General features: G+C 72.5%; 19 protein-coding genes. 11 read left to right on the top strand and 8 right to left on the bottom strand.

Annotated elements, in window-relative coordinates:
- Nucleotides 1-86 precede the first annotated feature (86 nt).
- Nucleotides 87-1,307, bottom strand: a complete 1,221-nt coding sequence (locus tag ACU436_RS24285) for an acetyl-CoA C-acetyltransferase (RefSeq protein ID WP_459028970.1) — start codon at nt 1,305-1,307, stop codon at nt 87-89.
- 112 nt (nt 1,308-1,419) lie between these two features.
- On the opposite strand from ACU436_RS24285, the gene ACU436_RS24280 reads away from it, so the two are divergent.
- Together ACU436_RS24280 and ACU436_RS24275 are read left to right on the top strand one after the other, a co-directional pair.
- A complete protein-coding gene (locus tag ACU436_RS24280) occupies nt 1,420-1,875 on the top strand; it encodes a pyridoxamine 5'-phosphate oxidase family protein (protein WP_459028967.1) in 456 nt (151 codons plus the stop codon).
- 293 nt (nt 1,876-2,168) lie between these two features.
- Nucleotides 2,169-2,528, top strand: coding sequence for a YciI family protein (locus ACU436_RS24275; protein ID WP_459028965.1), 360 nt, complete (start codon nt 2,169-2,171; stop codon nt 2,526-2,528).
- Nucleotides 2,529-2,651: 123 nt separating this feature from the next.
- Here the strand turns inward: ACU436_RS24275 and shbA are convergent, their stop codons facing one another.
- A complete protein-coding gene (gene shbA, locus ACU436_RS24270) occupies nt 2,652-3,281 on the bottom strand; it encodes an RNA polymerase sigma factor ShbA (RefSeq protein ID WP_459028964.1) in 630 nt (209 codons plus the stop codon).
- 263 nt (nt 3,282-3,544) lie between these two features.
- Between shbA and ACU436_RS24265 the strand changes: the two genes are divergently transcribed.
- Complete coding sequence (locus ACU436_RS24265; RefSeq protein ID WP_459028962.1) at nt 3,545-4,909, top strand: cystathionine beta-synthase; 1,365 nt, start codon at nt 3,545-3,547, stop codon at nt 4,907-4,909.
- Here the strand turns inward: ACU436_RS24265 and ACU436_RS24260 are convergent, their stop codons facing one another.
- Nucleotides 4,910-6,151, bottom strand: coding sequence for an ankyrin repeat domain-containing protein (locus ACU436_RS24260; protein ID WP_459028960.1), 1,242 nt, complete (start codon nt 6,149-6,151; stop codon nt 4,910-4,912).
- A 148-nt stretch (nt 6,152-6,299) separates the two neighbouring features.
- Between ACU436_RS24260 and ACU436_RS24255 the strand changes: the two genes are divergently transcribed.
- On the top strand, nt 6,300-7,445 hold the full coding sequence (locus ACU436_RS24255; protein ID WP_459028958.1) for a cystathionine gamma-synthase: 1,146 nt from the start codon (nt 6,300-6,302) through the stop codon (nt 7,443-7,445).
- Between the two features lie 47 nt (nt 7,446-7,492).
- Here ACU436_RS24255 and ACU436_RS24250 read toward each other — a convergent pair whose 3' ends face one another.
- Complete coding sequence (locus tag ACU436_RS24250; protein ID WP_459028956.1) at nt 7,493-7,720, bottom strand: hypothetical protein; 228 nt, start codon at nt 7,718-7,720, stop codon at nt 7,493-7,495.
- 117 nt (nt 7,721-7,837) lie between these two features.
- Here ACU436_RS24250 and ilvA point away from each other — a divergent pair, with 117 nt between their 5' ends.
- A complete protein-coding gene (gene ilvA / locus ACU436_RS24245; protein WP_459028954.1) occupies nt 7,838-9,058 on the top strand; it encodes a threonine ammonia-lyase in 1,221 nt (406 codons plus the stop codon).
- 72 nt (nt 9,059-9,130) lie between these two features.
- Here ilvA and greA read toward each other — a convergent pair whose 3' ends face one another.
- The gene (gene greA / locus ACU436_RS24240; protein ID WP_459028952.1) at nt 9,131-9,625 is read right to left on the bottom strand and encodes a transcription elongation factor GreA; all 495 of its coding nucleotides are present in this window, start codon (nt 9,623-9,625) and stop codon (nt 9,131-9,133) included.
- 524 nt (nt 9,626-10,149) lie between these two features.
- Between greA and mca the strand changes: the two genes are divergently transcribed.
- The 4 genes from mca (at nt 10,150) to ACU436_RS24220 (ending at nt 14,381) form a co-directional block, all read left to right on the top strand.
- Nucleotides 10,150-11,064, top strand: a complete 915-nt coding sequence (mca, locus tag ACU436_RS24235) for a mycothiol conjugate amidase Mca (RefSeq protein ID WP_459028950.1) — start codon at nt 10,150-10,152, stop codon at nt 11,062-11,064.
- A gap of 122 nt (nt 11,065-11,186) precedes the next feature.
- Nucleotides 11,187-11,468 (top strand): hypothetical protein, encoded by a 282-nt coding sequence (locus tag ACU436_RS24230; RefSeq protein WP_459028948.1) that lies wholly within the window; start codon nt 11,187-11,189, stop codon nt 11,466-11,468.
- Between the two features lie 173 nt (nt 11,469-11,641).
- A complete protein-coding gene (locus tag ACU436_RS24225) occupies nt 11,642-13,660 on the top strand; it encodes a thioredoxin domain-containing protein (protein WP_459028946.1) in 2,019 nt (672 codons plus the stop codon).
- A gap of 118 nt (nt 13,661-13,778) precedes the next feature.
- Nucleotides 13,779-14,381 (top strand): hypothetical protein, encoded by a 603-nt coding sequence (locus ACU436_RS24220; RefSeq protein ID WP_459028944.1) that lies wholly within the window; start codon nt 13,779-13,781, stop codon nt 14,379-14,381.
- Between the two features lie 164 nt (nt 14,382-14,545).
- Here the strand turns inward: ACU436_RS24220 and ACU436_RS24215 are convergent, their stop codons facing one another.
- Both ACU436_RS24215 and trhA read right to left on the bottom strand, forming a co-directional pair.
- On the bottom strand, nt 14,546-14,989 hold the full coding sequence (locus ACU436_RS24215; protein ID WP_459028942.1) for a PPOX class F420-dependent oxidoreductase: 444 nt from the start codon (nt 14,987-14,989) through the stop codon (nt 14,546-14,548).
- A 42-nt stretch (nt 14,990-15,031) separates the two neighbouring features.
- Nucleotides 15,032-15,655, bottom strand: a complete 624-nt coding sequence (gene trhA, locus ACU436_RS24210) for a PAQR family membrane homeostasis protein TrhA (protein ID WP_459029114.1) — start codon at nt 15,653-15,655, stop codon at nt 15,032-15,034.
- A 169-nt stretch (nt 15,656-15,824) separates the two neighbouring features.
- On the opposite strand from trhA, the gene ACU436_RS24205 reads away from it, so the two are divergent.
- Entirely contained in the window at nt 15,825-16,595 is a 771-nt protein-coding gene (locus tag ACU436_RS24205) for an isoprenyl transferase (RefSeq protein ID WP_459028940.1), read from the top strand.
- A 67-nt stretch (nt 16,596-16,662) separates the two neighbouring features.
- Here the strand turns inward: ACU436_RS24205 and ACU436_RS24200 are convergent, their stop codons facing one another.
- Nucleotides 16,663-17,091, bottom strand: a complete 429-nt coding sequence (locus tag ACU436_RS24200; RefSeq protein ID WP_459028939.1) for a hypothetical protein — start codon at nt 17,089-17,091, stop codon at nt 16,663-16,665.
- An 840-nt stretch (nt 17,092-17,931) separates the two neighbouring features.
- Between ACU436_RS24200 and ACU436_RS24195 the strand changes: the two genes are divergently transcribed.
- Nucleotides 17,932-19,269, top strand: a complete 1,338-nt coding sequence (locus ACU436_RS24195; protein WP_459028937.1) for a PhoH family protein — start codon at nt 17,932-17,934, stop codon at nt 19,267-19,269.
- Nucleotide 19,270 lies beyond the last annotated feature (1 nt).

Below are 19,270 nucleotides of genomic sequence, written 5' to 3'. Positions count from 1 at the left end.
CCCTTGGGGTCGGGGCAGCGCCCCGGCGGCGCCGCCGGCGCCCTCACCATCCTCCCGGCGTACCCGCCCGGCAAGGGCCGCCCGCGTCAGCTCAGCCGTTCGATGACCATCGCCATGCCCTGGCCGCCGCCGACGCACATCGTCTCCAGGCCGATCGTCTTGTCGTGGGTGCGCAGGCCGTTGATCAGGGTGGTGGTGATGCGGGCGCCGGTCATGCCGAACGGGTGGCCGAGCGCGATGGCGCCGCCGTTCACGTTCAGCTTCTCCTCGTCGATGCCGAGGTCTCGGGCCGAGGGCAGGACCTGTGCCGCGAACGCCTCGTTGATCTCGACGAGGTCGACGTCGTCGACCGTCATGCCGGCGCGGGAGAGAGCCTGTTTCGACGCCTCGACCGGACCGAGGCCCATGATCTCGGGGGAGAGCCCGGTGACCCCGGTGGAGACCACTCGGGCGAGCGGAGTGATGCCGAGCTCGGCGGCCTTGGTGTCGGACATGACCACGAGGGCGGCGGCGCCGTCGTTGAGCGGGCAGCAGTTTCCGGCAGTGACGCGGCCGTCCGGCCGGAACACCGGCTTGAGCTGGGCGACGGCTTCGTAGGTGACGCCGGGACGCGGCCCGTCGTCCTTCTCGACCACGGTGCCGTCGGGCAGGGTGACCGGGCTGATCTCGCGGGCGAAGAAGCCGTTCGCGATCGACTTCTCGGCGAGGTTCTGCGACCGGACGCCGAAGTGGTCCATGTCTTCACGGGTGACGCCCTTGAGCCGGGCGAGGTTCTCCGCGGTCTGGCCCATCGCGATGTAGACGTCGGGCAGGTGCTCGTCCTCGCGGGGGTCGTTCCACGAGTCGGCGCCGTTCTCGGCGATGTGGCGGGTGCGGTCCTCCGCGTCGGCGAAGACGGGGTTGTGGGTGTCCGGCCACGAGTCGGAGCTGCCCTTGGCGAAGCGGGAGACCGTCTCGACGCCCGCCGAGACGAACACGTCGCCCTCACCGGCGCGGATGGCGTGCAGGGCCATGCGCGTGGTCTGCAGCGAGGAGGAGCAGTAGCGGGTGATCGTGGTGCCGGGCAGGGTGTCGTGGCCGAGGAGGACCGCGACCGCACGAGCCATGTTGAAGCCCTGCTCGCCGCCGGGCAGGCCGCAGCCGAGCATGAGGTCATCGATGTCGGCCGGGTCGAGTTGCGGGACCTGGGCGAGCGCGGCGCCCACCATCTGCACGGTGAGGTCGTCGGGGCGGATCGTGGCGAGCGATCCCTTGTGTGCGCGGCCGATCGGGGAGCGGGCCGCCGCGACGATCACGGCTTCGGGCATGGTTCCTCCTCGCACGGGGGTGGCTTAGGCCGGAGCCTACGCGGCGGTAACCCCATTCGGGCCGGATGAACTACGACAGCTGCTGGCAACGTTCTGCGGGACCCTCGTGCGCATGACCGCATGGAAGGACGTCGAGGAGGCCGCGCCGGAGTTCGCCGACCGGGTGCGGAAGATCTTCGACGCGCACAGGCACAAGACGATCGCCACATCGCGCGCGGACGGCGGGCCCCGCATCTCGGGCATCGAGGCGGACTTCGCCGGCGGCGAGCTGACCTTCGGCTCGATGACCGGCGCGCGCAAGGGGGCCGACCTGCACCGGGACCCGCGGTTCGCACTGCACAGCCCGTCGGTCGACCCACCGGAGGACGATCCGGCGGGCTGGGCGGGCGACGCGAAGATCGCCGGCCGCGCCGTTCCGGCCGGGCCGGTGGAGGGCGACGCCGAGGGGGAGCTCTTCCGCGCCGACATCGCCGAGGTCGTCGTCACCGGGCTGAACGCCGAGGCGACGATGCTGGTGATCGAGACCTGGACGCCCGGCAGGGGCCTGCGCCGCGTCGAGCGGAAGTAGGTCCGGCCGCCCTTGATCGCTGCGGAGGTCGCCTGCGCTGGTGCCGCCCGGCTCCGCGGTGGCCTCCGCGGGTACTTCGCACATCTCGCATGGGCTTCGCATGGGGCGGGCCTTGTGCGAAGTCGGTGTTGGGTGTGCGAAGTCGCACGGCGTCTCACATCGTGGGACGGGCACGAGCGGCCGCCGCCTCGGCCCGCCGGCCGGGTTCACGTGTGCTGTCGATTCCTGGTGTCCCCGTTCGTCGTCATGCTGGTGGCCGTCCGGCCACCGGCCGAGAGACGAGGAGCCGACAAGTGAAGTACATGCTGCTGATCTACGGTTCGCAGGACGTGGCGCCGCGGACGGCCGAGGCCGTCCAGCAGGTGATGGACGAGTACTGGGCCTACGAGAAGGCCGTGGCCGACGCGGGCGTCCGGATCGGAAGCGACGCGCTGCAGGGCGTCGAGACGGCCACCACCGTCGAGGTGCGCGCCGACGGCGAGCGGGTAGTGACGGACGGCCCCTTCGCCGAGACCCGCGAGATCCTGGGCGGCTACTACCTGCTCGACGTCCCGGACCTCGACGCCGCGCTCGACTGGGCGGCCCGCTGCCCGGGCGCGCAGCACGGCAGCCGGATCGAGGTGCGGCCGGTCATGGAGTTCGAGGCGCCGTGACCACGGGCGGCCGGCTCCGTGGAACACCACCCGCGCATGATCGGCCGGATCGTGACCTGAGCCGCACCCACGCGGTTCAGGTCACGATTTCACCGATCACGGCGGCCGGACGGGCGTGGGAGGTTAGGCCGTGCGGCGTTCTGCCAGTTCCCGCAGCTTCGCCAGCGCCCGGTGCTGGGTGACCCGGACGGCACCGGAGGTCGAGCCGACCGCCGCCGCGGTCTCGATGGCCGTCATCCCCAGCGCCACCCGCAGCACCAGGATCTCGCGGTGCTGCTCGGGGAGCTGGTCGAGCAGGTCGCGCAGCTCGGCGACCATGCCGCCGTGGAGAGCCGCCTGCTCGGGTCCGTGCTCGACGTCCGGTGCGTCCGGGACGACCTCGGTGGGCACCGACCGGTCCCGGCCCGCCGCGCGGTAGGCATCCACCACCTTGTTGCTCGCGATCCCGTAGACGAACGACATCACCCGTTTCTCGGGCCGCCACCGTTGGAGGGCCCCGACCACGGCGAACAGGGTGTCCTGGGCGATGTCCTCCGCGGACTGGGTGCCGAGCGTCCCGAGGCCGATCCGGGCGCGGCAGTACTGCACCACCATCGGGCGGATCCGGGCGAGCAGGGACTCGAGCGCCTGCCGGTCGCCGCCCGAGGCCAGCCCGGCGAGGCGGTTGAGCTCGGCATCACGACGGGCCGACCGGGCAAGGTCGGCCCGGTCGGCTTCCTCGACACCGATCACCTCGTCCCCGGTGGCTGACACCGGTGCCCCTCCCGCAGCTGGTGGAACGGTCCGATCGGGATGCGCGACGGGTGAGCCGCGCTGGTCCCCACGTGCTTACTCGTTCGGTCGACGTGCCCTCGACCGGGTTACGCTTCGACGGCGAACAGTAGTCCGTACGCGGCCTTTTGCGCTGCCGTTCGGCGGTCGGGCGCGGCATCCGGTCGGGATCGATCGCATTACGCCGCGTCATCGGCCGCCGGTGGCCCGCTCGGCGCTCCGGCACGGGTGCGACGATTGGCCCCATGCACTACGTCGAGCACGTCGCCGACCTGGTCGGGAACACCCCTCTCGTCCGGCTCGGCGCGGTGGCCGAAGGCATCGCCGCACCCGTGCTGGCCAAGGTCGAGTACTTCAACCCGGGCGGCAGCGTCAAGGACCGCATCGCGCTGCGGATGGTCGAGGCGGCCGAGGCGTCCGGCGAGCTGCGCACGGGCGGCACGATCGTGGAGCCGACGTCGGGCAACACCGGGGTCGGGCTCGCGATGATCGCGCAGCGCAAGGGCTACAAGTGCGTGTTCGTCTGCCCGGACAAGGTGAGCGAGGACAAGCGCAACGTGCTGCGCGCCTACGGCGCGGACGTCGTGGTGTGCCCGACGGCGGTCGACCCGGACCACCCGGACTCCTACTACAAGGTCTCCGACCGGCTCGTCGGCGAGATCGACGGGGCGTGGAAGCCCAACCAGTACGCCAACGAGCACAACCCGGAGTCGCACTACCTGGGCACCGGCCCGGAGCTGTGGAAGCAGACCGACGGTCGCATCACCCACTTCGTCGCCGGGATCGGCACCGGCGGCACCATCAGCGGCACCGGGCGCTACCTCAAAGAGGTGTCCGACGGCCGCGTACAGGTGATCGGCGCCGACCCCGAGGGATCGGTGTACAGCGGCGGCACCGGCCGGCCGTACCTGGTCGAAGGGGTCGGCGAGGACTTCTGGCCCACCACCTACGACAAGGGGATCTGCGACCGGATCGTCGCCGTCTCCGACGCCGACTCGTTCGACATGACCCGGCGGCTCGCGCACGAGGAGGCGCTGCTGGTCGGCGGATCCTGCGGCATGGCCACGGTGGCGGCGCTGCAGGTGGCCCGCGAACTCCCCGCCGACGCGGTGGTCGTCGTCCTGCTGCCGGACGGTGGTCGCGGCTACCTGGGCAAGGTCTTCAACGACAAGTGGATGGCGAGCTACGGCTTCCTGCCGCCGACCGAGGGCGCCACCGTCGGCGACGTGCTGCGCCGCAAGGACGGCACCATCCCCGACCTGGTGCACGCCCACCCGAACGAGACGGTCGCCGACGCCGTGCAATACCTGCGGGAGTTCCACGTCTCGCAGATGCCCGTGGTGCGGGCCGAGCCGCCGGTGATGGCGGCCGAGGTGGTCGGCGCGGTCGTGGAGCGCCACCTGCTCGATGCGCTCTTCACCGGCCGGGCGCAGCTGTCGGACCGGCTGGAGAACCACATGTCGGTGCCGCTGCCGACGATCGGCGCCGGCGAGGCGCTGGACACCGCGATGACCGCGTTCGCCGACGCCGACGCCGCCCTGGTGCTGGTGGACGGCAAGCCGGCCGGGGTCGTCACCCGCTCGGACGTGCTGGCGTTCCTGGGTGGCTGATCAGGGAAGGTCGTGGCTCGTCGGAGCGTCCGCCGCCACCAGCAGCGCGATCGTGCCGGCGTAGTCGCCGTCCGCCGCGCGGTTGTTCTGCTCGCCCCAGATCGCGCAGTCCAGCGGTGTGGGGCCCTCCTCGTCGAACGCGCGATCGGCCGGGTCGGCGCCGCGCTCGACCAGCAGCCGCACCACCTCCGCGCGCCCGTGCATCGCGGCCTGCTCGAGCGGGGTGAAGCCGCTCCACCCGCGGGTGTCCACGTCCATCCCGGCGTCCAGCAGCCCGCCGACGACGTCCACGCGGCCGAGGAGCGCGAACTGGCCCAGCAGCCAGCCGGAGCCGTCGCCGGGGATGCCGGGCATCGGCGGCGTCGCAACCGGGAGCCGGCTCGACTCGCCGCGTGCCACAGCCAGCACGGCGGCGTCGACCGCGTCCAGCTCGGCGGTGGCGCCCACCGCCCGCAGCAGGTCGTAGGCGGCGAGGTGCCCGCAGCGGGCGGCCACGGCGAGCGGGCGCTGAGCGGTGCGCGGGTGCGGGAGGTTCGCATCGGCGCCGGTGTCGAGCAGCATCCGCAGGACGGGGACGCCGCGGCCGCGGCCGATCGCCCAGTGCAGGCAGCCGAGGGCGTTCACGTCGACGCCGCGGTCGAGGAACCACGCGAGGCCGGCGGCGTCCTCGAAGTCCAGCTTGTGGAGCACGAGGCGCTCGAAGCCCGGCCGGTGGAGCAGGTCGAGGAACGCGACGTCGGACTGCTCGCACGCGTGGTAGAAGGCGTCCTCGTCGCCGATGGCGCCGGCGTCGACGAGCTGGCGGGCCAGCGCGAGATCGTGCCGCTCCACCGCCTCGAACAGCGCCGACCGGTGCCACTCGCCACCGTCCTCGGCGCTGCGGCTGTTCGCGTCCGCCCCGGCGGCGAGCAGCACCTCCGCGCACCGGCGGACGTCGGCGGGCGCACCGGTCGATCGCCGCAGCAGCGCCAGCAGCGGGGGGAGCCCACCGACGGGCGCCGTCGCGGTGGAGGACGTGACCAGCGGTGCGAGCGCCGCGGGGTCGGCCAACGCCAGGGCCCGCTCGATCCCCTCCAGGCCCGCCGCATCGACGTGCCGGACGAGCCGCGGCCAGCTGGCGAAGCCGTAGGAACGGGCGAGCTCGTGCTGCGCCCGGTGCAGGGGGACGCCGCGCTCGCGGTGCAGTGCCTTGGCCTGCTTGCGCAGGTGCGGGAGCGACGGGCGCGCGGGAAGGGTGGGCATCGGCGAACCTCGTTCCGGGCCCGTGTCCGCGCCGGCGGGCCGAGGTCCGGCCAGGCACCTGCGAATCCGGCCGGTGGGATGGTCCCTTCCCCGCGGACAGGGTGCGCCCGGCGGCGCCCGGTCAGACTAGCGCGCGTAACGTTGCGCCATGCGCGGCTTCTCCACCAACGCGATCCACGCCGGCCAGGATCCGGACCCCACCACGGGGGCCGTCATCCCGCCGATCCACCCCTCGTCCACGTTCGCCCAGGACGGCGTGGGTGGCCTGCGGTCCGGCTACGAGTACTCCCGCAGCGCCAACCCCACCCGCACCGCGCTGCAGGAGTGCCTCGCGGCGCTGGAGGGTGGCCGGCACGCCGTCGCGTTCGGTTCCGGCATGGGTGCCTCCGACGTGCTGCTGCGCGTGCTGCTCAAGCCCGGCGACCACGTCGTCATCCCGCACGACGCCTACGGCGGCACGTTCCGGTTGGTCGACAAGGTGCTGGCGTCCTGGGGTGTGGAGTACACGCCGGCGGACCTCGGTGACGTCGCCGCGCTCCGCGCCGCCGTACGGCCCACCACGCGCGCCGTGTGGTGCGAGACGCCGACCAACCCGCTGCTCGGGATCGCCGACATCGCCGCGGTCGCCGACGTGGCGCGCACCGCGGGCGCACGGCTCGTCGTCGACAACACCTTCGCCTCGCCGTACCTGCAGCAGCCGCTCACCCTCGGTGCCGACGTGGTGCTGCACTCCACCACCAAGTACGTCGGCGGGCACTCCGACGTGGTCGGCGGGGCCCTCGTCACCAGCGACGACGAGCTCGCCGAGGCGCTGCGGTTCACGCAGAACTCGGTCGGGTCGGTGCCGGGGCCGTTCGACGCGTGGCTGACCCTGCGGGGCGTGAAGACGCTCGCGGTCCGGATGGAGCGCCACAGCGACAACGCGGAGCGGATCGCCGACCTGCTGGTCGCCCACCCGGCCGTCACCCGCGTCTTCTACCCGGGCCTCGCCGAGCACCCCGGCCACGAGGTGGCGGCCAAGCAGATGCGCCGCTTCGGGGGGATGGTGTCGTTCTCCGTCGCGGGCGGCCGCGAGGCGGCCCTGCGCGTGTGCGGGGCCACCAAGATCTTCACGCTCGCCGAGTCGCTCGGCGGCGTCGAGTCGCTCATCGAGCACCCCGGCGCCATGACCCATGCGTCGGTGGCCGGCTCGGCCCTCGAGGTGCCGGACGACCTGGTGCGGCTCTCCGTGGGTATCGAGGACGTCGAGGACCTGGCCGAGGACCTGAGGCAGGCCCTCACCGCCGCGTCCTGAGGGTCCTCCCGGGGTCGAGCGGCACTTCATGCCGTTCGCTCCGGGGTTCAGCCCTTCGCAGGGGCGGGGCCTGCGGCGGGCAGCGGAGCCACCGGGGCCGGCTCGGGCACCACGATGTCGCCAGGCGCGATGCAGCCACCGACCAGCTCGTAGCCGCCGCTCACCAGCTCGTAGCGTCCGGGGTCCTCGCATCCCGCGCTCTTGACCGTGACCACCGCGATCGCGGTGAGCACCGCGGCCACGAGCAGCGGAGCGATGGCCCGCAGCCGTGTCATCCCGACCTCCCCGGGGGCGATGGCCCGTACGGCTCACCGCTCCGTGTCCCCGAGGTTACCGGGATGGCCGACGCGGTGCCGCGACGGAGGTCGCGGAGCCGATGCGAGGATGCCCGCATGGGCGCCGTCGACACTCCTGTTCCTCCGGTTGGAGTAGCGGACGTCCGGGCGGCGCGTGAGCTGCTCACCGGCGTGGTGTCGCCCACCCCGGTGGCCGGCTCCCGGGCGCTGTCCGAGCTGTGCGGCGGGCCCGTGTGGCTGAAGTGCGAGAACCTCCAGCGCACCGGATCGTTCAAGATCCGCGGTGCGTACACGCGGATCTCCCGGCTGGACCCGGCGGAGCGGTCCCGCGGGGTGGTGGCCGCGAGTGCGGGCAACCACGCCCAGGGCGTGGCGCTCGCCGCGCAGATGCTGGGCATCAGGGCCACCGTCTTCATGCCCGAGCGCGCCGCGATCCCGAAGGTGGGCGCCACGCGCGGCTACGGCGCGGAGGTGCACCTGGTCGGCGAGACGATCGACGGCAGCATCGCGGCCGCCGTCGAGTTCGCCGAGCGCACCGGGGCGGTGTTCGTGCACCCGTTCGACCACCCGGACGTGATCGCCGGCCAGGGCACGGTGGGGCTCGAGGTGCTGGAGCAGGTGCCGGACGTCCGGACGGTGCTCGTCTGCACCGGTGGCGGCGGGCTGCTCGGCGGGATCGCCGCGGCCGTCAAGGGGCAGCGGCCCGACGTCACGGTCGTGGGGGTGCAGGCCGAGGGCGCGGCGGCCTGGCCGCCGTCGCTCGCCGCCGGCGGCCCGCGCTCGCTCGAGCGCATGCGAACCGTGGCCGACGGCATCGCGGTCGGCCGGCCGGGTGACGTGACGTTCCCGCAGGTCGCCGCGCTCGTCGACGGGATCGTGACGGTGGGGGAGGACGCGCTCTCCCGCGCGCTGCTGCACTGCCTCGAACGCGCGAAGCTCCTGGTGGAGCCGGCGGGAGCGGCAGCGGTGGCGGCGCTCCTGGAGGACCCGCAGCGGTTCGCCACGCCCGCCGTGGCCGTGCTCTCCGGCGGCAACGTCGACCCGCTGGTGCTCCTGCACGTGATCGAGCACGGGATGGCGGCCGCGGCGCGTTACCTGTCGCTGCGGATGCGGGTGGGTGACCGGCCTGGCGCGCTCGCCGAGCTCCTCGCGCTGGTGGGATCGCTCGGGGCCAACGTGCTCGACGTGTCGCACTCGCGGGTCTCCGGCACCCCGCTGGGCGATGTGGAGATAGCGATCTCGATGGAGACGCGCGGGCCGGAGCACTGCCGCGAGGTGGTGGAGGCCCTGAACGCCGCCGGGTACTCCGTGGCCTGATCGACCACCCCTGGAACGCCGTCGGCCCGCGTGCGGAGTGGCGCTCCGCCCGCGGGCCGCGGTGAGTGGTGGTCAGGCGCGGAACGGCTCCGCGGAGACCAGCGTGACCTCCATGCTGCCGCCGTCGGGAAGCTGGTAGGCGCGCGTGTCGCCCGGGTGGGCGCCCATCAGGGCCGCGCCGAGCGGGCTGTTCGGTGACACGACCTCCAGGTCGGCCCGGCTGCCCTCCTCGCGGGAGCCGAGCAGCACGGTCTCGGTGTCGTCGTCGCCGTCGTAGCGGATCTTCAGCACCATGCCGGGTGCGGCCGTGTCGGAGTCGGTGGGCGTCTCGCCGACCTTCGCGGTGCGCAGCAGCTCCTGCAGCTGCCGGATCCGTGCCTCCTGCTGACCCTGCTCCTCGCGCGCGGCGTGGTAGCCGCCGTTCTCCTTGAGGTCGCCCTCCTCGCGGCGGGCGTTGATCTCGGCAGCGATGACCGGGCGGTTGGCGATCAGCTCATCGAGTTCCTGCTTGAGCCGGTCGTAGGCATCCTGGGTCAGCCAGGTCGCCTGGGTGTCCGTCACGGTCATCACTCCTCCAGCCTGTCCAGGGTCCATGTGACTCACGGACCACTTCGCCCGCGGCCACGACCGCCCCTGAGGGCGGCCCGGTTCGAGGGCGGCAAAGCCCCGAGTAAGGAAAAACACGACCCGCCTGCGGGCCGTGTGATGTCCACGGTAACACGGTGCCTGCCGCTCGTCGCAGCCTTTCGATGAACGGTTCGGTGCCCGTCGAAGTTCCCGGCGACGCCGTCGCCGCTGGTCACGCGGCTGAACGTGCAACCGTGCGGGCATTGCGTTGCGCCGTTCGGCGTCCGGGCGACCGCTCATCGTAGCGGTCTCCGGGGGCCGGATGCGAGCCTTGCGACAGGCGGGCAGGCCCTCCCCGCTGGTGAAACGGGTCGAACACGGAGCGTGAGCCCCCGGCAGGGAAGCTGTGGACCCCCGGTCGCGTTGCAGAACCTGTCGGGCGTGTCTGGGATCATCGGCACTCCCGATCATTCGTGACATCGGCCCTTCCCCGGGCCCGAGTTGGAAGGAACGCGGCCGTTCCCATGTCCCCGATCCATCCGAGCAGTGCCGGCCCGCTGCGGCTCATGACGGTGCACGCGCACCCCGACGACGAGTCCAGCAAGGGCGCGGCCACCACGGCCCGCTACGTGGCGGAGGGCCACGAGGTCATGGTCGTCACGTGCACCGGGGGTGAGGCCGGCAGCATCCTCAACCCGGCGATGAACCGCCCCGAAGTGCTCGAGAACATGACCGACATCCGGCGCGCCGAGATGGCGCGGGCCGCCGAGATCCTCGGCGTCCAGCACCGGTGGCTCGGTTTCGTCGACTCGGGCCTGCCCGAGGGCGACCCCAAGCCGCCGCTGCCCGACGGGTGTTTCGCCACGCAGCCCCTCGACGTCGCCACCGAGCGCCTGGTGCGCGTCGTCCGCGAGTTCCGGCCGCACGTGCTGGTCACCTACGACGAGAACGGCGGCTACCCGCACCCCGATCACATCCGCTGCCACGAGATCTCGGTGGCGGCGTTCGAGGCGGCCGGTGACCCCGACCGCTTCCCGGACTCGGGCGCCCCGTGGCAGCCGCTCAAGATGTACTACTCGCACGGCTTCTCGAAGCGGCGGATGGAGCTGTTCCACGAGGCCCTGCTGGCCCGCGGGCTGGAGTCGCCCTACGAGGAGTGGCTCAAGAACTGGCCGGCCGACCGGCGCGACCCCAGCGAGCGCGTCACCACCCGGGTGGAGTGCGGCGAGTGGTTCGAGGCCCGTGACCGCGCGCTGCTCGCCCACGAGACCCAGATCGACCCGGGCAGCCGGTGGTTCTTCGTCCCGTTGGAGATCCAGCGCGAGATATGGCCCACCGAGGACTACGAGCTCGTCCGCAGCCTCGTCGACTCGCCGGCCCCGGAGGACGACCTGTTCGCCGGCATCCGCGCGCCCGTGGCGGTGCGGCCGGCGGTCTGACGAATGTGTTCGAGAAGCGCGGTCCGGGCCGCCCAGCGCGGCCCGGACGTGCTGGATCGCAGCATCAGCGGCCCACATGGGCGCTTCTCGAACACGTTCTGCGGGCGCGTACCGTTTGCCGGATGAGTCCGCTGCTGGTCGAGGCCGTTCCAGCCGGCACGGCCATGGTCGCCGTGCCGGCGCAGAACCCGGCCCCGCCGCCGGGGGAGGGTGAGGAGTTCGGCAAGGCCTCACCCGTCGCGCTCGTCGTCATCCTCACGTTGGCGCTGGTCACGATCCTGCTGATCCGCGGCATGAGCAAGCGCATCCGCCGTCTGCCCGCCAGCTTCGACACCGCCGACGAGGAGCGCGAGGACGGCAAGGACAAGGCGGACGGCGAACCGGCGAACGGCGGTAAGGCCTGACCAGTGCCGCGGACCGGGAGTCCACCACGCATCTCGACGGCCCAGCTTCCCGCTGAGCGCACCGGCGAACCGGCCGAGTACGCCCGGTACGAGGCCGGCTCGCCGGCACACTCAGCGGAAACCTGGATCCGCCGATCTGCGCACCGGACTCCCGGTCCGCGACACTAGGTTCCATGCCGAACCGCCTGGCCTCGGCCACCAGCCCGTACCTGCTCCAGCACGCCACCAATCCCGTCGACTGGTGGGAGTGGTCGGACGAGGCGTTCGCCGAGGCGGCCCGCCGCGACGTGCCCGTCCTGCTGTCCGTCGGCTACGCCGCCTGCCATTGGTGCCACGTGATGGCGCACGAGTCGTTCGAGGACCCGGCCACGGCCGACCAGGTCAATGCGGACTTCGTCGCGGTCAAGGTGGACCGGGAGGAACGGCCGGACATCGACGCGGTCTACATCGCCGCGACGCAGGCGATGACCGGCCAGGGCGGCTGGCCGATGACGTGCTTCCTCACCCCGGCGGGGGAGCCGTTCCACTGCGGCACCTACTACCCGCCCACCCCGCGCGCCGGGCTCCCGGGTTTCCGCCAGCTCCTCGACGCCGTCACCACCGCGTGGCGGGAGGACGGCGCGCGGGTGCGCGGTGCGGCCGGCGAGATCGCGGCGCGGCTCGCCGACAACGCGGCGGCCGTCCTGCCGTCGGCGGGGATCGACCCCGACCTGCTGGACCGGGCCGCGGAGACCCTCGAGGGGCAGTTCGACCCGCGGGCGGGCGGGTTCGGCGGCGCGCCGAAGTTCCCGCCGTCGATGGCGCTCGAGTTCCTGCTGCGCCGACACGAGCGCCGGGGCGGCGACGAGACGCCCGGCACGGTCGCCGTGACGTGTGAGCGGATGGCCCGCGGTGGGATGTACGACCAGCTGGCCGGCGGGTTCGCCCGCTACAGCGTGGACGCGGGCTGGGTGGTGCCGCACTTCGAGAAGATGCTCTACGACAACGCCCTGCTGCTGCGGGTCTACGCGCACCTGGCGCGGGTGTCGTCGGATCCGCTCCCGCGGCGGATCGCCGAGGAGACCGCGGCGTTCCTGCTGGGTGACCTGCGCACCGCGGAGGGCGGGTTCGCCTCCGCGCTCGACGCCGACACCGAGGGCGTCGAGGGACTCACCTACGCCTGGACGCCCCGGCAGCTGCGGGACGTGCTCGGCGCCGAGGACGGGGAGTGGGCGGCCGCGCTGCTCACCGTCACCGAGGACGGGACGTTCGAGCACGGTTCGTCCACGCTGCAACTGCTCGCCGAGCCCGACGACCCGGCCCGCTGGGAGCGGGTGCGCGCCGCGCTGCTCGCCGCCAGGGCGACGCGGCCGCAGCCGGCCCGCGACGACAAGGTGATCACGTCCTGGAACGGCCTGGCGATCCTCGCGCTCGCCGAGGGCGGCGCAGCCCTCGGGCACCCGGAGTGGGTGGCCGCCGCGGCGGAGAGCGCCGACCTGCTGCTGCGGCTGCACGTCGTGGACGGGCGGCTGCGGCGTTCGTCGCGGGACGGCACGGTCGGTGCCGCGGCAGGCGTCCTCGAGGACCACGGCTGCCTCGCCGACGGGCTGCTGGCTTTGCACCAGGCCACCGGGGAGCCGCGATGGCTGGCCGCCGCGACGACGTTCCTCGACACGGCACTCGCGCACTTCACCGACCCGGAGCAGCCGGGCTCGTTCTTCGACACCGCCGACGACGCCGAGGCACTGCTGCACCGACCTCGCGACGTCACGGACAACGCGTCCCCGTGCGGCGCGTCGTCACTCGCGTCCGCGCTCCTGACGGCATCGGTACTGGTGTCGGAGCCGGAGCGGTACCGCACCGCGGCCGAGGCGGCCCTGCGTTCCGCCGGTGTCCTGGCCGAGAAGCACCCGCGCTTCGCCGGCCATTGGCTCACGGCCGCCGAGGCGATGGTCCGGGGCCCGCTGCAGGTCGCGCTCGTCGGCGCGGACGGCGATCCGGGCCGGGACTCGCTGCTCGCCCACGCACGGCAGCTCGCCGCGGGCGGCACGGTGGTCGTGCCCGGTAGGCCCGACGTCCCGGGCGTCCCGCTGCTCGCCGGCCGCCCCCTCGTCGACGGTGCGGCGGCTGCGTACGTCTGCCGCGGCTTCGTGTGCGATCGCCCCGCCACCACGGTGGAGGAGCTGACCACGAGCCTCCTCCTGCGTCCCTGACACCCGCTCGTTCCGCTCGACCGGTCGTTCGCCGGCCGAGAACACCTCCGTGCTTGCGGTGTTTCGGTGTAATCTCGTAAGCATCAGTCACGGGGAGGTTGTGATGATGGGCGGACGGATGCATCGCGGGTGGCCAGGCGGGCGGGGACACGGGCCGGGGCGGGGTGGTTGGCAGCAGGCCGACCTCCCCGGCGCGGACGACGCGGCAGCATGGCTGCAGGGCCGGCTGCCGGACGGTTGGTTCATCGCCGCGCCGGACGTCACGGTCGACCGGGAGGAGATCCTGATCGTCGGGGAGCTGCCCCCGCTCGAGGGCGAGTTCGCGGACACCGAGTCCGGTCGGGCGGACCGGGCAGCGGCCGTCGCCGGCCGGATCTCCCGGTTCCGCGAGACCACGCGGGAGGAGCGCATCGAGATCGCGCGCCAGGCCGAGCACCGCTACCAGCGGAAGGTGGCGTGGGGTGCGCGGATCGGCGACTCCGAGGAGCTGTTCACCGTGGCCTCGGTGCCGGTGATGACGCGGCTGCGTCAGCCGGAGCGCATCGTGCTCGACACGCTCGTCGACTCCGGCGTCGCGCGGTCCCGCTCCGACGCGCTGGCCTGGGCCGTCAAGCTGGTCGGCCAGCACGCCGACGAGTGGTTGGGCGAGCTGCGGGAGGCCATGGCGCGCGTGGACGAGCTGCGGGCCAAGGGCCCGACGGGCGGTCGCGACAGCGCATAGCCTCTGCGGCCCCCTACCCGCCGGATCCCACCATGCGGCCGACGCCGCGGAGCCCGGCAGCACCGGCGGGCGGCCGATGCACCGTCATCTGCTGGACGAACGGCACGCTTGTCCAATAGGGCGGGACGAAAGTGCCGCTCGTCCAACCTGAGACGGGCCCGCGATCAGCGGATCTTCTCGCCGTACACGCGATCCACGTGCAGGGCCAGGAGCACCCGCCGGTCGGCCACCATCACGGCGCGGTACTCGTCCCAGTCCGGGTGCTCGCCCGCGGCCGACCGGTAGTAGCCGACCAGGGCCTCCACCTCGGGGCCGTTCGGGTCGGTGCCGGGGCCGATCAGCTCGGCCGTGCCGTCCGCGGTGGCCCAGGCCCACCCGTCGGCGCTGGTCACCTCGAACGCGGCGCGCGGGTCGCGCCGCAGGTTCTTGGTCTTCGCCCGGCCCTCGGTGATCGAGACGTAGATGATCCCGGTGTCCCGGTCGTAGTGGGGCGTGACCGGGGAGAGCTGGGGGCGGCCGTCGGCGCGGAGCGTGGCGAGCACGCCGATCCGGCTCCCGGCGAGCAGCGCGTGCGGATCGAAGGCGGCGCCGTCGGTGGCGGAGGTCATACCCGGCCCAACCTCGGCCCGACGACCGGCATTCCGCCCCGATCAGAACAGGATCAGCCAGATCGCGACGTGGTGGCAGATCGCCGCGAGCACGGTGGCGGCGTGGAAGAACTCGTGGAACCCGAACGTCGCCGGCCACGGGTTGGGCCTGCGCGTGGCGTAGAAGACCGCGCCGACGGTGTAGAGCAGGCCGCCGACCAGTATCAGCACCAGCGCCGCCACCCCGCCTCCGATGAGGATCGCGGGGATGACGAACACGGCCACCCAGCCGAGGGCCATGTAGATCGGCACCCCGACCCATGCGGGAGCGTGTGGCCAGGCCGTCTTCAGCACCACGCCGGCGAGCGCGCCCACCCACACCACGGTGAGCACGGTGCGGGCGGTGCCCGGGTCCATGGCGAGCGCGGCCACCGGCGTGTAGGTGCCGGCGATGAACAGGAAGATCATCGAATGGTCGAGCCTGCGCATCACGGCGCGGCTGCGCGCGGTGTGCCAGGTGCGCCGGTGGTAGAGCGCGCTCACGCCGAACAGGGCGAGTGTGGTGACTGCGTACACGGAGACGGCGAGCGCCGCGGCCGCCCCGACCAGAGCGGCCGATACGGCGATCATGGTGGCGCCGGCCGCGATCGAGACGGTGAACGACCAGAAGTGCAGCCAGCCACGCATCCGCGGCTTGAGCAGCGGCCCGCCGGGCGACGGCGAGCCCACGGTTCCGGTGGTCACCCCGTCGAGGTTACGACAGCGGCGGCCGCTTCGAGGTGTCCTGTGCGTGAACGCACGGCCGGACTGCCTACGTCTGCGGGCGGGGAACGGGCCGGGCGTACGCTGTTCCGCCGTGGGCGTACGCGACCTGCTCTACTCGGTGTACGAGCGCAAGCTGAGCCGAGAGCTGGCCGGTTCGGCTGCGCGGCCCCGGCACGTGGCGGTGATGCTCGACGGCAACCGCCGATGGGCGCGGGAGGCCGGGTTCGTCGACGTCAACGACGGGCACCGGGCGGGCGCCGCGCGGATCGCCGACTTCCTCGCGTGGTGCGAGGAGGCGGGCGTCGAGGTCGTGACGTTGTGGCTGCTGTCCACCGACAACCTCAACCGTCCCTCCGAGGAGCTCGAACCGCTCCTGAAGATCATCACTGACGTCGTCGACGAGCTCTCCGGCCCCGCGGGCCGCTGGCGGCTACGCGTGGTCGGTGCCCTCGAGCTCCTCCCGGCCGACATGGCCGACAAGCTCTCGGCCGCCGCGGCACGCACGCAGGGACGGCCCGCGCTCGAGCTCAACGTCGCGATCGGCTACGGCGGGCGGCAGGAGATCGCGGACGCCGTCCGCAAGCTCCTGCTGCAGCACGCCGAGTCGGGCACCTCGATCGAGGAGCTCGCGGAGGTGCTGGACGTCGACCACATCGCCGCGAACCTGTACACGTCCGGTCAGCCCGACCCGGACCTGGTGATCCGCACCTCCGGGGAGCAGCGATTGTCCGGCTTCCTGCTCTGGCAGTCGGCCCACTCGGAGTTCTGGTTCTGCGAGGCCTACTGGCCCGAGTTCCGCCGGGTCGACTTCCTGCGCGCGTTACGTGACTACGCGGCCCGGCATCGCCGGTTCGGCTCATAGCCGCAGGCAAACCGAAAACGGCGCCGGACCCGAAGGTCCGGCGCCGTTCCGCGACAGATCGTGAAGATCAGTCGTCGATCTCGGCGCTGTCGCCCGACTCGGCGGCGGCAGTGCAGGAGTCGTCGAGCGTGGTGTCGCCGTCACGGTCGGCGTCGCTGTCGTTCTCGCCCAGCAGGCCGAGGCCGAGCGCACCGGTCAGGTCGGCGAGCACGTTGGTGTCGTTCAGCGGAACCTGGACACCCAGGACGTTCACCGGGATCTGGTTGTCGCAGGCGTTCACCGGGACGGCGATGTTGTTGCCGGCCACGTTGATCAGGCCCGAGTTCGAGCCGTCGATGCTGTTGACGTCCTCGACCTTGGAGCTGCCGTGGTGCCCGTGTCCGTGTCCGTGCCCGTGACCGTCGTGGTCGTCCTTGTCGCCAGCGAAGGCGAGCGGGCTCACCGCGAGCAGACCGGCAGCGGCCGTGGCCACGACAATTCCAGCCTTCTTCAGCACAGTTCATCTCCTGTTGAGTGTCCGGAGTCGACCGGAGCCGATCCCATTCAGTGTCAGCGTTTATGACCGGGGAGCCCTCGCTGACTGCGGAAAAAGTTAGCGGGCCGCGGTGGTCGGAAACAAATCACCTACCACTATCGTGTGAGTCGAGTACTCTTAGTTTGGTTACGCCCTCTTTCGGGGGTGCTGCGCACCGGCTCCGGCAACACGATCGGACTTGATCGACACGGGCCGTGAGGGCTAATCACCCGGATGCGCGCGTATCCTTTTTGCTGGCAACGGAGCGTGTTCGCGCCTCTTCTGCCCATTCCCGGGCCCTTGCGCGTTGTCCGCGGGTATGGAGGTCCGCGGGCCGCCATCCGCTCGACACGCAGGCGGTCCCGGTGCCGGAGCCGGGGGTGCCCCGGGCGGTCCTGCGGGGCGCGGCCGAACGGGTCAGACCGCCCATATCTGCCACGACGGGCGGTGTCTGTGGAGCGATGGACGGTAGTCCGTTCTGTTAATTCTTAGCCCGCTGACGCAGGACAACTCACAGTTGCTGTTGACCGCACCCGGGTGACCGCCGGTAGCGTTCTAGGTGGCGGCCCGTACCCGATGCGGACCGCTGGGGAGGCCCTGGTCGTGGTGGCAGTTGCACCAGAGAGGGCCGGCACCCGGCCCTCTCGGGCGTGTGCGGCGGCGAGCTCCAGGTCGTCGGCAGCGACCGACCCAGGGTCGACCGGCCCACCGGTGACGTGGACGCGGTGCCGTGTCCACCAGGGAGCACTCGTCGGCCGCTCGTCCGGGCCCGGCACCACGGGCACCGGTGGCGGTCGTAGCGAGCGCTAGCGAGGAGCCTCCGTGACCGACCGTCGTAATGCCCCCGCTTCGCCCACCACCCGCTGCTATGTGCTCGACACTTCGGTGCTGCTCTCGGACCCGTGGTCGCTGACCAGGTTCGACGAGCACGAGGTCGTCCTGCCGCTCGTGGTGATCTCCGAACTCGAGGGCAAGCGGCACCACCCGGAACTGGGGTGGTTCGCCCGCACGGCGTTGCGCATGCTCGACGAGCTGCGCATCGAACACGGCCGCCTGGACGCGCCGGTGCCGATGGGCACCGCAGGCGGAACCCTGCACGTCGAGCTCAACCACAGCGACCCGGAGGTGCTGCCCGCGGGCTTCCGAACCGACTCGAACGACAGCCGGATCCTGGCCTGCGCCCTGAACCTGGCCGCCGAGCGTGAGCTCGCAGGCCTCGGCGAGGTGGTGCTGGTGAGCAAGGACATGCCGCTGCGGGTGAAGGCCGCTGCCGTCGGGTTGCAGGCCGACGAGTACCACGCCCTCGACGTGGTGCCCTCGGGCTGGACCGGGATGGCGGACCTGGAGGTCTCCCCCGACGACGTGGACGCGCTCTTCCGCGACGGGGCGATCGACCACGACGCCGCCCGCGAGCTGCCGGCCAACACCGGGTTGCGGCTCATCGGTGGCGCGTCGGCCGCGCTCGGCCGGATCGGCGCGGACAAGCGGGTACGGCTCGTGCGCGGTGACCGCGAGGCGTTCGGGTTGCACGGGCGTTCCGCGGAGCAGCGGGTGGCGCTCGACCTGCTCCTCGACCCCGAGGTCGGCATCGTCTCCCTCGGCGGCCGGGCCGGCACCGGGAAGTCGGCGCTGGCGCTGTGCGCGGGCCTCGAGGCGGTGATGGAGCGCCAGCAGCACCGCAAGGTCGTCGTGTTCCGGCCGCTCTACGCCGTCGGCGGGCAGGAGCTCGGCTACCTCCCCGGCAGCGAGAGCGAGAAGATGGCCCCCTGGGCGCAGGCCGTCTTCGACACCCTCGGCGCGCTGGTCAGCCAGAACGTGCTCGAGGAGGTCATCGCCCGCGGCATGCTCGAAGTGCTCCCGCTCACCCACATCCGCGGACGCTCGCTGCACGACGCGTTCGTGATCGTCGACGAGGCGCAGTCGCTGGAGCGCAACGTGCTCCTCACCGTGCTCTCGCGGCTCGGTACCGCGTCCCGCGTGGTGCTGACGCACGACGTCGCGCAGCGCGACAACCTGCGCGTCGGCCGCCACGACGGCATCGCGGCGGTCATCGAGAAGTTGAAGGGCCACCCGCTCTTCGCCCACATCACGCTCACCCGCAGTGAGCGCAGCCCGATCGCCGCGCTGGTGACGGAGATGCTGGAGGGCCCGGCCGCGTAGC

The sequence above is a fragment of the Pseudonocardia wallangbongensis genome (genome assembly GCF_054486945.1).
Note: the sequence above shows the minus strand (reverse complement) of the source record. Positions and strands in the feature narration are given on the sequence as shown.